This window comes from Pseudomonas sp. 382, from assembly GCF_002759075.1.
Taxonomy (GTDB): Bacteria; Pseudomonadota; Gammaproteobacteria; order Pseudomonadales; family Pseudomonadaceae; genus Aquipseudomonas; species Aquipseudomonas vlassakiae.
In genome coordinates this window covers 1-13,365 of sequence record NZ_PEMX01000019.1, presented here as the reverse complement: position 1 = coordinate 13,365, position 13,365 = coordinate 1, and the positions used below count along the sequence as shown (strand labels likewise).

Sequence of the window (13,365 nt, the reverse complement as noted above, 5' to 3'; positions counted from 1 at the left end):
TTCGGCTCCTTCAGACGAAGCGTTGCAGTTGCATCTCCCGTAACCGGCTCAGGGTGCGTTGGTACGGGAACGCCAGATACCCTTGAGTGTAGAGCGCATCGAGCGGCACCTGCGCCTCCAGGTACAGGGCCACACGCCGATCGTAGCATTCGTCGACCAAAGCAATGAAACGGCGCACGGCGTCATCCCTGGGTGACAGCATCGGCAATTCCCGGTCGCCTGCCACGACACGCGCGGCGCCATCTTCGGTGCCGCGGGCAATGCGCCCGGCCCGCTGTTCACCGCCCAAGGCCGGAATACCCTCGACCAGGATCGCCGGAAACTGGTCGCACAAGGCCATGAACTCCATGGCGGCCAAGGGCCGTTCACAGAGTTCGGTAAAGTGGCACCAGACCGCCTGGTTGCTGCGCCGGATCACCTCGACCTGCCGCGAGCCAATCAACAAAGGCGCAGTGCTACCGGGTTCACCCGCGCTGAGCTGGAGGAAAACAGCTTCGAGCGCACCGCCTTTGCTCCCCGCTTCGGCCACCCAGTAACGCTGGCACTGTGCGCCGGGATGCAAGCGATGGTCCTGCTCGCCGGCCACCGACAGCACTTGCATGTGCCGCTCGATGGCGCTGATGGCCGGCAGGAAGCGCTCGCGATTGAAACCGTCGCGGTACAGCTGTTGCGGCGGCTGGTTGGAGGTAGCGACCACCGCCACGCCGTGGTCGAACAGCACTTGAAACAGCCGGCCGAGAATGATCGCATCGCCGATGTCGCTGACAAACAGCTCGTCGAAGCACAACACACGGATCTGCCCGGCCAGCTCCCGCGCCAATGCCTTCAAGGGGTCGGCAGTGCCGTTGAGCTGGAACAGGCGCTGGTGGACCCAGGCCATGAAGTGGTGAAAGTGCTGGCGCCGGGACGGGACGCTGAGGCAGCGGTGGAACAGGTCCATGAGCCAGGTCTTGCCGCGGCCGACCGGGCCCCAGAGGTACAAGCCCTGGGCAGCATGGCCGCTTTCCAGGGCTTCGAAACAGCTTTGCAGGGCCGTGACCGCCTGGGCTTGAGCAGGGTCATGGGCGAAGCCCTGCTCGGCGAGCGCCTGGAGATAGAGAGACTGCGGATCGAGGGGCATATAGTCGGTGGCTTGGGCAGTTAGCCCTCTATTGTCTGCACTGGCCCCTTCGCGGGCAAGCCCGCTCCCACAAGGATCGCAACGCCCCTCAGGCTTGTGGTGAACCTGTGGGAGGGTCATGGGCGAAGCCCTGCCCGGCGAGCGCCTGGAGATAGAGGGACTGCGGATCGAGGGGCATATAGTCGGTGGCTTGGGCAGTTAGCCCTCTATTGTCTGCACTGGCCCCTTCCCACAAGGATCGCACCGCCCCTCAGGCTTGTGGTGAACCTGTGGGAGCGGGCTTGCCCGCGAAAGGGCCAGTGCAGGAAAAAGCGCCTTCAGCCCTCGCTCAGGCCCACCTTCAGCAGTGTGCCGTCCTTGGCATCGGTGAGAACGTACAGGTAACCGTCCGGCCCCACCCGCACATCACGAATGCGTGCCTTCAACGCTCCCAGCAAGCGTTCTTCGTGGACGATCTTGTCACCGTCGAGCTGCAGGCGGATCAATTCCTGAGCCGCCAGCGCGCCGACGAACAGGTTGTGATCCCAGGCCTTGAAAGTCGGGCTGTCATAGAACGCCATGCCGCTGATGCCAGGCGACTTCTCCCAGACATGGTGCGGGTCGACCATGCCGTCGACATGCTTGCCCTTGGCTTCAGGGATTGGCATGAGCGAATAGTTGATACCGTGCGTAGCGATCGGCCAGCCATAGTTCTTGCCTGGCTCCGGGATGTTGATCTCGTCGCCGCCACGCGGGCCGTGTTCATGGGTCCAGAGTTTGCCGGTCCACGGGTTGAGCGCTGCGCCCTGCTGGTTACGATGGCCAAACGACCAGATTTCCGGGCGCACATTCCGCTTGCCGACGAAGGGGTTGTCCTTTGGCACTTCGCCGTCCGGCAGGATCCGCACCACCTTGCCCTGCAGCTTGTCCAGGTCCTGCGCTGTCGGGCGCTGGTTGTTCTCGCCCAGGGCAATGAACAGGAAACCGTCGCGGTCGAATACCAGCCGCGCGCCAAAGTGATTGCCTTCGGAGAGCTTGGGTTGCTGGCGGAAGATCACAGTGAAGTCTTCCAGCCGTGCGCGGTCCTCGGACAGCTGGCCACGACCCACTGCCGTGCCGGCCTTGCCATCACTGCCCTCCTCGGCATACGACAGGTACACCGTGCGGTCCTTGGCAAACTCAGGCGACAGCACCACGTCAAGCAGGCCACCCTGGCCCTCGGCCCAGACCTTGGGCACGCCGCTGATGGGTGGGCCGACCTTGCCCTCGGCGCTTACCACCCGCAGATTGCCGGGGCGCTCGGTGACCAGCATGTCCTTGCCACCCGGCAGGAAAGCCAGCGCCCAGGGGTTGCGCAGGCCATCCGCCACGGTGCTGACGGTAAGTTGGCCCTCTTCGCTGGGAAATTGCTGCTCAGGGGCGGCGTGGGCCAGCAGTGGCAACAGCGCAGCGGCGGTCAAGGTGGTCAGCCAGTTGATTCGGGTCATGCAGGATTCCTTTCTGAGGCTCAGGCGATGGATCAGGGCACACGCTGGCTATCACGCGCTGGCCGCGTCGGCTCCAGATTGGGAGCCTGCTGCTGGCGGCGCAGGTTGTCGCCATTGCCGATGCCGCGGTTATCCAGGCTTGGCGTACGGTAGATGGGCTGGGTGGACGGGCCGCGAACGGGCGGTGTGGCCGGCATGCTGCCCTGGCGACTGTTGGGGTTGGCACGCTGGATCGGGCTGTTGTAGGGGTTGTTGTTGCCTGCGGCGAGCTGCAATGGCTGCGCAAACGCAGCCTGTAACGACAGGCCCAGCGTCAAGCCGAAGAACAAGGCTGGCACCCTGGGATTCATGCTTCACCTCCTGTACAAAAAAGCGCGCCATGTGGGTTTGGATAGCCTAGGGCGCGAAGGGTTCGCGGCAAAAGTGTGAATGCGATTCCTGATGTTTCAGTATGGGCCTGATGGCACGGCGCATCAGGCCCGCCGATCACCGGGCGGCGCCGACCTTGTGCCGTGCCGCATACAGGCACAGCATCTCCATGGCCAGGGTAGCCCCGGCCAGCGCAGTGATATCGGCGTGGTCATAGGCTGGCGCCACTTCCACCAAGTCCATCCCTACCAGGTTGATACCGCGCAGGCCGCCGAGGATCTCCAGCGCCTGCAGCGTGCTCACCCCCCCGCATACCGGGGTGCCGGTGCCTGGCGCATAGGCCGGGTCCAGGCAATCGATGTCGAACGTCAGGTACACCGGCCGGTCGCCGACCCGCTGGCGGATCGCCGCGATGATCGCCTCGGTGCCTTGGCGGTGAACCTGCCGGGCATCGAAGATGGCGAAGCCCTGGCTGTCGTCATTGGTGGTGCGCAGGCCGACCTGCACCGAGCAGGATGGATCGACCAGGCCCTCGCGGGCGGCATGCCAGAACATGGTGCCATGGTCGATGCGGCCCTCTTCGTCCGGCCAGGTGTCGCTGTGCGCATCGAAATGGATCAGCGCCAGCGGGCCGTGGCGGCGGGCATGGGCCTTGAGCAGCGGGTAGCTGATGAAATGGTCACCGCCCAAGGTGAGCATGGCGCAACCGGCTTCAAGTATGTGCTCGGCATGGGCCTGGATACTCTCCGGGACCGACTGCGGGGTGCCACTATCGAAAGCGCAGTCGCCGTAGTCGATCACTGCCAGATGGTCGAACGGGTCGAAGGCCCAGGGCCAGTGGCGCGCCCAGGCCTGCTGCACCGAGGCGGCACGGATTGCGCGCGGCCCGAAACGCGCCCCGGGGCGGTTGCTGGTGGCGTTGTCGAAAGGCACACCGCTGACCACCACATCCACTCCACGCAGGTCGCGACTGTAGCGACGACGAGAGAAACTGGTAATACCTGCGTAGGTACTTTCCGCTGCAGTACCGTACAGGCTGTCACGGGTCATGGCCTGGTCGTTGTTCTGGGCTTGTTCCACGGTTGGGCTCCTTTGTGTTTATCGGTCACTGGCGGCTACGGAAGGCGGTCCACAGCCGGTTGCGCTGACGCAGGTCGGACAGCGCCATGCTGCGGTCGGCATACAAGCGCTCACGCACATCGGCAGGCGGGTAGATATCCGGGTCATTGCGCACGGCGTCATCGACCAGAGCCGTCGCGGCCTGGTTGGCATTGGCAAAGAACAGCGTATTGGTGAGCGCAGCCACCGACTCAGGTTTCAACATGAACGCAATGAACGCCCGGGCAGCTTCCGGGTGTGGGGCGTCCTTGGGGATGACCAGGTTGTCCTGCCACACCAGCGTGCCTTCACGGGGAATGCGGTAGATCAGCTCGAACGGCTTGCCGGCACGGCGCGCCTGGTCGGCGGCCATGGCCGCGTCGCCGTTGTAGGTCAGCGCCAGGCACACGCTGCCGTTGGCCAGGTCACTGATCTGTCGGCCATTGGCGACGTAGCTGATCGACGGCTGCAGCTGGTTGAGCAGGTCCTGCGCCGCCGCGAGGTCGGCCTTGTCCTGGCTGTAAGGGTCCTTGCCGAGGTAGTTGAGGGCGACACCGATCACTTCCTGTGGTGAGTCCGGCATGGCAATGCCACACGCCTTGAGGCGGCTGGCGTACTCGGGCTTGAACAGCAGGTCGAGGCTATCCAGCGGTACATCGCCCAGGCGCTGGCGCACCGCCTCGACATTCACCCCCAGGCCCAAGGTGCCCCAGGTATAGGGCACCGCGTAGCGGTTGCCTGGGTCGGTCTCGGCCAGCTTGGCCAGCAGGTCCTTGTCAAGGTTGGCGTAGCCGGGCATGCCTTGCGCATCGAGCGGTTGCAGGGCATTGGCCTTCAGCGCCCGGGCCAGCACGGTGGCTGATGGCACCACCACGTCGTAGCCGCTGCCGCCAGTGAGCAGCTTGGTTTCCAGGACTTCGGTGGTGTCAAAGGTGTCGTAACGCACCTTGTAGCCGGTTTCCTTTTCGAAGCGCTGAAGGGTTTGCGGCGCGACGTAGTCGGCCCAGCTGTAGAGGTTGACGACCTTTTCTTCGGCCTGCAGCGGCAGAGCCAGGATCAAGGATAACAGGCACAGCGATCGACGCATGACGGGCACCTCGGCAAGTGGGTGGATGCCGCCAGCATGCCATCCGGGTAACATTGCAAGAATGGCAAGTTTGCAAAGCTGACATTCATCAGGAGCAATGTGATGCTCGGACAACTGCACGACCCCGACCTGCACCTGCTGCGGCTGTTCGTCACTGTAGTAGAGGCAGGCGGCTTCAGTGCCGCCCAGGGCGTACTGGGGCTGAGTCAGCCCACCATCAGCCAGCGCATGGCGCAGTTGGAAACGCGCCTGGGTTACCGCCTGTGCAGCCGCGGCAAAGGCGGTTTTCGGCTGACCGAAAAGGGCGAGTTGCTGCTGGAAGCGGCACGCGGGCTGTTGCTGAACGTCGAGTCGTTCCGTCAGCAGGCCAACGGCGTCGCCGGGCGCTTGCTGGGGACGGTGCGGGTGGGCATGGCCGAGCACCAGGATGCGGCCGTGAGCCTGCGCCTGGCCACGGCCATCTCACGCTTTCGCCGGCGCGAAGAAGCCGTGCAACTGGAGCTGATCAGCGCACCACCGGCGGAACTTGAGCGACTGCTGCTGGAGCAACGGCTCGACGTTGCCATCAGCTATTTTTCCGGCAACCAGGCGGCGTTCGATTATCAGCCTTTGTTCGAAGAGCGCCAGCGCTTGTACTGCGGCAAGGGGCATGTGCTGTTCGACAAGGCCAAGGTGACGCACGAGCAGTTGCTGGAGGCGGACCAGGTGCGCCACCCGTACCGCTTTCTCAAAGGCGGCGAGCCGTTCCAGAGCCGACGCAGCATGGCGGTGGCGGAACAGATCGAGAGCGTGCTGACACTGATACTTTCGGGTCGGCATATTGGCTACCTACCGTGTCATTGTGCAGCGAGCTGGGAAGACCAGGGGATGTTGCGGGCGCTGGATACGGAGCTGGATTTCGTGGTGCCGTTCACCTTGGCTCGGCATCGGGCACAGCGGCCTGGGGAGGCGCAGGCCGCATTTGTAGAGGATTTGCTGGTAGCGTTCTCCTGACATGGCCTGTTCGCGGGTAAACCCGCTCCTACACGTTCATCACAGCCTTCAAGACTTGTGCTGTACCTGTACAAGGAGCGGGTTTACCCGCGAAGAGGCCAAGTCAGGCGGCGACCTCTAGTAAGCCATGCTCCAGGTCAGGGTGTAGGTGCGGCCCCGGCCCTGGTAGTCATACAGATAGGCCGGCCCGTAGGTCGGCGAGTAGAACAGCGTCGCCCGCTGCCCCCACACGGTGCTGTACTGCTTGTCCAGCAGGTTCTGTATCCCCGCGCTGAAAGTGCCGAAACCGCTGTCCTGGCTGGCCAGCAAGTCAAAGGTGGTGTAGCCGTCGATTTCATGATCGGCATCGTCCTTCAAGCTGAAGGCGTGGTTGGCCTGCAGCCGCGCACTGCGGCCATCGCCCTTCCAGCCGACGAACGCGGTGGCCTTGGACAGCGAGGCATAGCGGGCATCGCGCTTGATCCAGTCGCCGTCGGCATCTTCTTCCTCGGAACGGGTCAGGTGCAGCGTTCCACCCGCCTCCCAGCCCGCCAGGAAATGCCGGGTCAATGCGCCCTCGAAGCCGAAATCGCGGCTTTTCTGATCCTCGACGTCGATGGTCAGCGTCTGCGAGTCGACGTTGATGATCTTGTCCGACCAGATGTAGTACAGCGCCGCCTGCGCGTCCCATTCGAGGTCGGCATAGCGCCAGCCCAGCTCGACCTGGCGACTCTTGATGCCGGCCAGCGGGTTGTCCGCCACGCTCAGGCCAGGCTTGCCGTAGTACTTGGCCGGGTCTGGCAGGTCGAAACCTTCACCATAGTTGGTCCACACCTGATGACCGTTCTTGAAGTCGTAGATGGCGCCGACGTTGTACAGGTTGACCTCATAGTCGTTACTACCACCGGGTACGCCCTTGAAGTCACTGACATCCACATCCATCTGCTGGCGCCGGGCGCCGCCGGACAAGGTCAGGTTGTCGCTGGCATGCCAGTCGAGCTGGGCGTAGACCGAAACGCCATCGACCCGATAGCTGGGGTAGCGCTCGGCCTTGCTTTGCTTGTCCAGGTCCAGCCCACCGCTCTGAGAGGACGTCAGCGCATCGAACGTGGTCTGGTCGGCGTTGAAACGCTCGCGATCCAGGTCGACGCCGTAGGTCAGCTTGAGGCTGTCCCACTGCTTGGCGAACAGCCCCTTGAGGCTGGTGACTTCGAAGTTCTGTTGCGAGGCAGCGAAGTACACGCCACGCGACCCGCTCGGAGTGGCACGGTTGTAGTACGGGAACGGATAGAAATTATCGTCTTCCTTGCGGTACGAGGCCTGCAAGTAGAAGTCCTGGCCCAGCACGTCGGTGTGGTGGTAATTGGCGTTGAGCAACAGGCGCCGGGTGCGTGGCTCAAGGTCAGAGGAATAACCGCCGCGCAGTTTGGCGTCCTCCAGGTCCGAGGGGGCGTTGTAGTTGAGGTTGGGGAAGTAGATGCCGGTACTGCCGTGGTTGCCGGAATCGTAGTACTGGGCCAGCAGGTCGAGGCTTTGCTCGTCGATGAGTTTCAGGCCGAGGGTGCCCAGCACATCGACAGTGCGGTTGTACTGCAGGTCGGTCTGGGTGTTATCGATGAAGATCTGCTCGCCTGCGCCATCGTAGAAGGCTTCGTTCTGCTCCCCGGAAATCCCCAGGCGCGCGTTGACCCGGTCGTTGCCGCCACTGATCGACTGGGCGAAACGAGTGGCCAGGTCATCACTGTTGTTGAAACCGCTGCTGGCACCGAGCTGGGTCTCGAAGCGTGCCGGGCCCGCTTCGCCCTTTTTAGTGACGATATTGATGATGCCGCCCGTTGCGCCACCGCCGTAGATGGCACTGGCGCCAGACAGCACCTCGACGCGTTCGACGTTGAACGGCGAAATGCTGTCGAACTGGCGCGACAGGCCGCGCGAGCTGTTCTGGCTGACACCGTCGATCATCACCAGCACATTGCGACCGCGCATGTTCTGGCCGTAGTTGGTGCGCCCTTCGGGCGCCAGGTCGAGGCCCGGCACCAGCTTGCCGATAGCCTCCTTGAGGCTGACGCCGCTGTCGATCTGTTCACGCAGCTGCTGTTGGTCAACCACCCATACCGTGCCGGGGATTTCGCTGATGGCGGTGCTGGTGCGCGAGGCAACACTGACTTCGATGGGCTTGAGGTTGACCGCCTGCGGCGCGGGCACGGCCTTGCGCAGGGTGACCGTGCCGGCATCGCTGAATTGCCAGGCCATGTCACTGCCTGCCAGCAGCAGCTGCAGCGCCTGCTCGATACTGTAGCTGCCCTGCAGTGCCGGGCTGTTCAGGCCGGCCACATCCCCGGTGGTGTACAGCAGGTGCAGGCCAGCCTGGTCGGCAAAGGCGGTCAGGGCCTGATCCAGCGTTTGTGCTGGCAGGTCCAGTTGAACCTGGCGCGCCTGAACCTGCGCTGCCACGTCTGTGGCGGCCCACGCCTGCAAGGGGCCGGCGAACATGGCCAGGGCACTGCAGGACATCAGGGCATGGTGAAGGCGACCGCCGCGACGGTAGTTGGGCTTGGGCAAGAGAGGCACGAATGAGCTTCCAGACAAGTCGTGAAAGAGAACGGGTTGCTGATCAGTCCCACTACGACGTTCTGGCTTGCACGAACTTGCAGCGCCAAATGAAAAAAATTTCGATTATTTTTTACAGGCTCAATGCACGACGGCCAGCCAGGGCAGATAGGTGACTTTCAGGCCATAACGCTGCTCCAGGGTGCGCAGCAGGGCCTGCGGCTCGTTCAAATCGAACACACCGCTGACTTCGAGAGCCGACAGCGTGTGGTCGGAGAGCAGAATGCGGCCATGCTGGTAGCGCTCGAGTTCGGCCAGTACCTGCCCAAGCGGTTTGCCATTGAAGATCAGCTTGCCACGCTGCCAGGCAGTCTGCGCGCTGGCGTCGACGGCGATCGCCAGGTTGTGCTCGCCAAGCCGGGCTGCCCCCTTGGCCAGCACAACCTGGCCGTCACGACGCACACTGAAGGTGGCCGCACTGCCCTGCACGGCCTCGCCGGCGGTTTCGACGACGAAGGGCCGTGGGTCATCGGTGGTTTCGAAAAGGGCCTCGCCAGCTTGCAGCGTCACCCGGCGTTCGTTGGCGCTGAAGGACACACTGAGGGCGCTGGCGCTGTTGAGCAGTACCCGCGAACCGTCTGCGAGGGTGATGCTCTGCCGCTCGCCCATGCCCGTGTGATAGTCCGCCAGCCACACCGGCACCTGTTGCCAGCTGCCGTAACCTGCCACCAGCAGCACAAGCGAGGCAGCGATGCCTGCCGCCCAGTGACGCTTGCTGCTGCGCCCGGGCGCGGCTTCCAACGCTTGGGCAGCCTGTGTATTCCCCAGATCCTGCCACAGCGCTTCGGCCTCATGTGCCGCCTCGGCATGCGCCGGGCTGAGCTGGCACCAGCGCAGATAGCGTGCCCGATCGGTCGCACTGGCCCGCCCCGAGTGCAGCAGTACCTGCCAGTCGAGGGCATCGTCGGACAAGTCACTGATCGGCTGCGGAGCGTGCATGGTCGAAGTTTCAGTCATGGTTGTGCTTGAGCCAGTCGCGGCAATGGCGCAGGGCCTGGCCGATGTATTTTGCCACCATGCTCTCGGAAACGCCCAACCGTTGTGCGATCTGCGCCTGGGTCAGGCCTTCGACACGGTTCAGCAGCAACGCCTGGCGAGCATTGCTGGATAACTGCAGCAGTGCTTGGTCGAGTATCTGCAGGCGCTCCCGGGCCAACAGCGTCGCCTCAGGCGCCGGCGCCGGGCAGGCCACCTCTTCTGCGCCATCGCTGCCCTCATGGCTGGAGGCGATGCGCTGTTCGCGGCGCAGCGCATCGATGGCCAGATTGCCAGCCACGCGGAAGATGAAGCTGCGCGCATGCAGCACCGGCACCGCCTGCTCGTCGATCTTGACCAGTTTCAGGTAAGTCTCCTGCGCCACGTCGGCGGCACGCTGCCGATCACTCATGCGCCGGGTGAGGAACTGCAGCAGGTCGTCGTAGTGCTCCTGGAAACTTGCCAGCAGAGCGGACACGGGAGACGTCAGCATGGGGTAAAGCACTGCCAGTAGGAGAAATTATCGGGCGTTAATGAGAAACAGTATCTTTCATAACACCCTGTGCTTTCAACGCTGCCGTGCTTTTGCCACACTGCAGGCACCACTTCGTCGGTAAGGACCTTCCATGGCTGCCCATTTGCGCCGTTCCCTTCGCTTGCTGCTGGTGTTGCTGCTGGCGGGCGGGCTCAACGCCTGCGCACTGTTCCAGGCCCGCGACCCGCTTGCTATCAGCGTGATCGGCATCGAGCCGCTGCCAGGGCAGGAGCTGGAAATGCGCATGGCGGTGAAAATGAGAGTGCAGAACCCCAACGAGTCGCCCATCGACTATAACGGCGTTGCGTTGAACCTGGAGGTGAACGGCCAGCCGCTGGCGTCTGGGGTCAGTGATCAGCAAGGGCGCATCGGCCGTTATGACGAAGCCGTGATCGTGGTGCCAGTGAGCATTACGGCGTTCGCCTTCCTGCGCCAGGCCTATGGCCTGGGCAAGCTCGATACATTGCAAGGGATGCCTTACAAGCTGCGAGGCAAGCTGGCCAGCGGGCCGTTTGGCACCGTGCGCTTCACCGATGAGGGCAAGCTGGACCTGCCCAAGGAGGGCAGCCTGTATTGGTAGGGCGTGGGATCAGCGACTGGCGCTGGCGGCAGCCATCATCTTGTTGACCTCGCTGCGGACCATACTGGCGAATTCTGGCGGCGACATCGCGTCCAGCTCACCACGCACCCACTCAGCCCACTTGCCTTTGCGGCGCGGCTTTTCAGCGATCAGTCGCGCAGCTTCACCCTTGGCCTTGCCCAGGTTGTTCTGCCACAGCTCGAACAGCCGGGCCTTTTCCGCCTCGATCTGCGCCCGTTCCTCGAAGCTCATGTTGGCCAGATTGAAAGTCATGAAGGTACCTGCCGGTTGAAAATGGCCGCTATCTTACACTCAGGCGGCGCATCATCGGCAAAGCCTTCGCAACTTTCCCGCCGCGCAGGCATCCATTGTTCTAACAATCCCATCGACGAGGACGTGTTCATGGCCCGGAAAAACGCCGCACTGGCAGACAGTGATCAGATCAAGGACCAGGTGTTCAGTGAACTGCAGGCATTGATCGAAGAATCGGAAAAACTGCTCAACGACAGCGCCGCACTGGTTGGCGAAGAAGCCGAGACACTGCGTGCCCAGGTCAGCCTGAAACTGCGCCAGGCTCGCCAGGCCGCCGGCCAGGTGCGCGCCAAGGCGCAACCGGTGGTGGACGCCACCCAGGACTACATCGGTGGCCATCCATGGCAGACCGTGGCAGTGTCTGCAGGCTTTGGCTTGGTGGTCGGCCTGCTGCTGGGGCGCCGCTACTGAGCGTCAGGCCGCTAGCGCCATCGGGATGCCGCTGTGAAAACGTAGCTCCTGGTCCGGTGACAGGATCAGTTCGGCTTCGGCTTCACGCACCAGGGTGACGCGGCGGGCAATATCCGCCTCGTCACCGTACTGCTGGGCCAGTTTCAGGTAACCCTGATAGTGGCGTGCTTCGCTTTTCAACAAGCCGTGATAGAAGGTGCCGAGCTCTTCATCGAGGTGCGGCACCAAGGCAGCAAAGCGTTCGCAACTACGGGCTTCGATGAATGCCCCGACCACCAGCGTATCCACCAGTTTCACCGGCTCGTGAGCGCGCACCAGACGGCGCAGGCCAGACGCATAGCGCCCTGCTGAAACCGGCCGCAATGGCACGCCACGACGCTTCATCAGCCGCAGTACCTGCTCGTGATGCACCAGCTCTTCGCGGGCCAGGCGCGACATCATGTTGATCAGGTCCAGGTGGGTGTTGTACTTGGCGATCAGGCTCAGGGCCGTGCTGGCCGCCTTGAACTCGCAATTCTTGTGATCGATCAGTAGGGTTTCCTGGTCGGCGAGTGCCGCTTCGATCCAGGCGTCTGGGGTCGGGCAGCCGAGAAAGGCATCGATTTCGGGGATCAGCGACATAAGCGAACAACCACACTGGACAGGCAAGACCGGCGATTATACCGAGGGCGGCGGGTATCACCAGTGACTATGCTTGATGTATATCAAACGGCGACGCGGGAAGCGCCGACTATAGTCAGGCATTGGTCGCAACCTTTGAACGGAGTTCACGCCCATGCAAGAGGTTCGCAGCATCCTCGTTGTCCTCGACCCCGAACATGCCCATAGCCGTGCACTGACCCGGGCCAAGCTGATTGCCAGCGTAACCGGTGCTCGCCTGCACCTGCTGATGTGTGACAAGAAGCATGACCACAGTGCGTTGCTCAGTTTGCTCAGCAGCCAATTGCATGATGCTGGCTATGACAATGTCAGCCATGAGCAGAACTGGCACGAGAACTTGCATGAATCGATCATCGCCGTGCAGCAGGCCGAGGGTTGCGAGCTGGTGATCAAAGAGCACCGGCCGGAAAGCCCGCTTAAGAAGGCCCTGCTGACGCCTACCGACTGGAAGCTGTTGCGCCAGTGCCCCTGTGCGGTACTGATGGTCAAGAGCGAACGACCCTGGACCGGTGGCGTGGTTCTGGCAGCGGTGGATGTCGGCAACCAGGACGAGGATCATCGTCGCCTGCATGCCAGCATTATCGACCACGGTTATGCGATTGCCGGGTTGGCCAAGGGCGACCTGCATGTCGTCAGTGCGCACCCCTCCCCCATGCTGTCGGCATCAGACCCGGTTTATCAGCTGAGTGAAACGATCGAGAAGCGCTATCGCGAGGCCTGCAGTGCGTTCCAGGCCGAATACGATATCAGTGAAGACCGCCTGCATGTCGCCGAAGGGCCAGCTGATGTGTTGATTCCTTATTTGCAGAAGCAGCTCGATGCCGTGGTCACGGTGATCGGCACTGTAGCCCGCACAGGGATTTCCGGGGCCCTCATCGGCAATACCGCAGAAGTAGTGCTCGATTCGCTGGAAAGCGATGTGCTGGTGCTCAAGAGCGAAGAAGCGACAGCACACCTGGCGGAACTGGCCCGGGGCTGAAAGTTTCCTGGGCCAGAAAGACAAAACCCCTACCTGCATGCGCAGATAGGGGTTTTGCGAAATGAATCTTGACGATGACCTACTCTCACATGGGGAAACCCCACACTACCATCGGCGATGCATCGTTTCACTACTGAGTTCGGGATGGGATCAGGTGGTTCCAATGCTCTATGGTCGTCAAGAAATTCTGT

The 13,365-nt window shown here is 62.8% G+C and carries 13 protein-coding genes, 1 rRNA gene and 1 pseudogene; 4 read left to right on the top strand and 11 right to left on the bottom strand.

Features of this window, described 5'->3' with window-relative positions; all coding sequences use genetic code 11:
- Window positions 1-10: 10 nt before the first annotated feature.
- From zapE to CQW31_RS19900, 5 genes are all read right to left on the bottom strand, one after another.
- Complete coding sequence (gene zapE, locus CQW31_RS19920) at window positions 11-1,120, bottom strand: cell division protein ZapE (protein WP_054884868.1); 1,110 nt, start codon at window positions 1,118-1,120, stop codon at window positions 11-13.
- A gap of 317 nt (window positions 1,121-1,437) precedes the next feature.
- Window positions 1,438-2,586 (bottom strand): PQQ-dependent sugar dehydrogenase, encoded by a 1,149-nt coding sequence (locus CQW31_RS19915; RefSeq protein ID WP_099815212.1) that lies wholly within the window; start codon window positions 2,584-2,586, stop codon window positions 1,438-1,440.
- A gap of 32 nt (window positions 2,587-2,618) precedes the next feature.
- Window positions 2,619-2,936: a hypothetical protein gene (locus CQW31_RS19910; protein ID WP_099815211.1), complete on the bottom strand. Its 318-nt coding sequence runs from the start codon at window positions 2,934-2,936 to the stop codon at window positions 2,619-2,621.
- A gap of 136 nt (window positions 2,937-3,072) precedes the next feature.
- Window positions 3,073-4,035, bottom strand: a complete 963-nt coding sequence (speB, locus tag CQW31_RS19905; RefSeq protein ID WP_099815210.1) for an agmatinase — start codon at window positions 4,033-4,035, stop codon at window positions 3,073-3,075.
- A 25-nt stretch (window positions 4,036-4,060) separates the two neighbouring features.
- Window positions 4,061-5,140: a polyamine ABC transporter substrate-binding protein gene (locus tag CQW31_RS19900; RefSeq protein ID WP_099815209.1), complete on the bottom strand. Its 1,080-nt coding sequence runs from the start codon at window positions 5,138-5,140 to the stop codon at window positions 4,061-4,063.
- Window positions 5,141-5,242: 102 nt separating this feature from the next.
- Between CQW31_RS19900 and CQW31_RS19895 the strand changes: the two genes are divergently transcribed.
- A complete protein-coding gene (locus tag CQW31_RS19895) occupies window positions 5,243-6,133 on the top strand; it encodes a LysR family transcriptional regulator (protein WP_099815208.1) in 891 nt (296 codons plus the stop codon).
- A 117-nt stretch (window positions 6,134-6,250) separates the two neighbouring features.
- Here CQW31_RS19895 and CQW31_RS19890 read toward each other — a convergent pair whose 3' ends face one another.
- From CQW31_RS19890 to CQW31_RS19880, 3 genes and pseudogenes are all read right to left on the bottom strand, one after another.
- Entirely contained in the window at window positions 6,251-8,674 is a 2,424-nt protein-coding gene (locus CQW31_RS19890; RefSeq protein ID WP_099815247.1) for a TonB-dependent receptor, read from the bottom strand.
- Window positions 8,675-8,803: 129 nt separating this feature from the next.
- Window positions 8,804-9,679, bottom strand: coding sequence for a FecR domain-containing protein (locus CQW31_RS19885; protein ID WP_249341950.1), 876 nt, complete (start codon window positions 9,677-9,679; stop codon window positions 8,804-8,806).
- A 4-nt stretch (window positions 9,680-9,683) separates the two neighbouring features.
- Window positions 9,684-10,190 (bottom strand): annotated as a pseudogene (locus CQW31_RS19880) (RNA polymerase sigma factor); the annotation flags it as partial.
- A gap of 133 nt (window positions 10,191-10,323) precedes the next feature.
- Between CQW31_RS19880 and CQW31_RS19875 the strand changes: the two are divergent.
- The gene (locus tag CQW31_RS19875) at window positions 10,324-10,812 is read left to right on the top strand and encodes an LEA type 2 family protein (RefSeq protein ID WP_054884861.1); all 489 of its coding nucleotides are present in this window, start codon (window positions 10,324-10,326) and stop codon (window positions 10,810-10,812) included.
- A 9-nt stretch (window positions 10,813-10,821) separates the two neighbouring features.
- Here CQW31_RS19875 and CQW31_RS19870 read toward each other — a convergent pair whose 3' ends face one another.
- The gene (locus tag CQW31_RS19870) at window positions 10,822-11,085 is read right to left on the bottom strand and encodes a hypothetical protein (protein ID WP_054884860.1); all 264 of its coding nucleotides are present in this window, start codon (window positions 11,083-11,085) and stop codon (window positions 10,822-10,824) included.
- 129 nt (window positions 11,086-11,214) lie between these two features.
- Here CQW31_RS19870 and CQW31_RS19865 point away from each other — a divergent pair, with 129 nt between their 5' ends.
- The gene (locus tag CQW31_RS19865; RefSeq protein WP_054884859.1) at window positions 11,215-11,535 is read left to right on the top strand and encodes a YqjD family protein; all 321 of its coding nucleotides are present in this window, start codon (window positions 11,215-11,217) and stop codon (window positions 11,533-11,535) included.
- Between the two features lie 3 nt (window positions 11,536-11,538).
- Here the strand turns inward: CQW31_RS19865 and CQW31_RS19860 are convergent, their stop codons facing one another.
- Window positions 11,539-12,156, bottom strand: a complete 618-nt coding sequence (locus CQW31_RS19860; protein WP_054884858.1) for a tRNA-(ms[2]io[6]A)-hydroxylase — start codon at window positions 12,154-12,156, stop codon at window positions 11,539-11,541.
- A 154-nt stretch (window positions 12,157-12,310) separates the two neighbouring features.
- Between CQW31_RS19860 and CQW31_RS19855 the strand changes: the two genes are divergently transcribed.
- Window positions 12,311-13,174, top strand: a complete 864-nt coding sequence (locus CQW31_RS19855) for a universal stress protein (protein ID WP_099815207.1) — start codon at window positions 12,311-12,313, stop codon at window positions 13,172-13,174.
- 66 nt (window positions 13,175-13,240) lie between these two features.
- On the opposite strand, the gene rrf is transcribed toward CQW31_RS19855, so the two are convergent.
- Window positions 13,241-13,356, bottom strand: a 5S ribosomal RNA gene (rrf, locus tag CQW31_RS19850).
- Window positions 13,357-13,365: the final 9 nt, after the last annotated feature.

Coding starts and splice junctions, on each gene's coding strand:
- CQW31_RS19895 (WP_099815208.1), top strand. CDS start 5,243: ATGCTCGGACAACTGCACGACCCCGACCTGCACCTGCTGCGGCTGTTC.
- CQW31_RS19855 (WP_099815207.1), top strand. CDS start 12,311: ATGCAAGAGGTTCGCAGCATCCTCGTTGTCCTCGACCCCGAACATGCC.
- CQW31_RS19910 (WP_099815211.1), bottom strand. CDS start 2,936: ATGAATCCCAGGGTGCCAGCCTTGTTCTTCGGCTTGACGCTGGGCCTG.
- CQW31_RS19870 (WP_054884860.1), bottom strand. CDS start 11,085: ATGACTTTCAATCTGGCCAACATGAGCTTCGAGGAACGGGCGCAGATC.
- CQW31_RS19875 (WP_054884861.1), top strand. CDS start 10,324: ATGGCTGCCCATTTGCGCCGTTCCCTTCGCTTGCTGCTGGTGTTGCTG.
- CQW31_RS19885 (WP_249341950.1), bottom strand. CDS start 9,679: ATGACTGAAACTTCGACCATGCACGCTCCGCAGCCGATCAGTGACTTG.
- zapE (WP_054884868.1), bottom strand. CDS start 1,120: ATGCCCCTCGATCCGCAGTCTCTCTATCTCCAGGCGCTCGCCGAGCAG.
- CQW31_RS19915 (WP_099815212.1), bottom strand. CDS start 2,586: ATGACCCGAATCAACTGGCTGACCACCTTGACCGCCGCTGCGCTGTTG.
- CQW31_RS19900 (WP_099815209.1), bottom strand. CDS start 5,140: ATGCGTCGATCGCTGTGCCTGTTATCCTTGATCCTGGCTCTGCCGCTG.
- CQW31_RS19860 (WP_054884858.1), bottom strand. CDS start 12,156: ATGTCGCTGATCCCCGAAATCGATGCCTTTCTCGGCTGCCCGACCCCA.
- CQW31_RS19865 (WP_054884859.1), top strand. CDS start 11,215: ATGGCCCGGAAAAACGCCGCACTGGCAGACAGTGATCAGATCAAGGAC.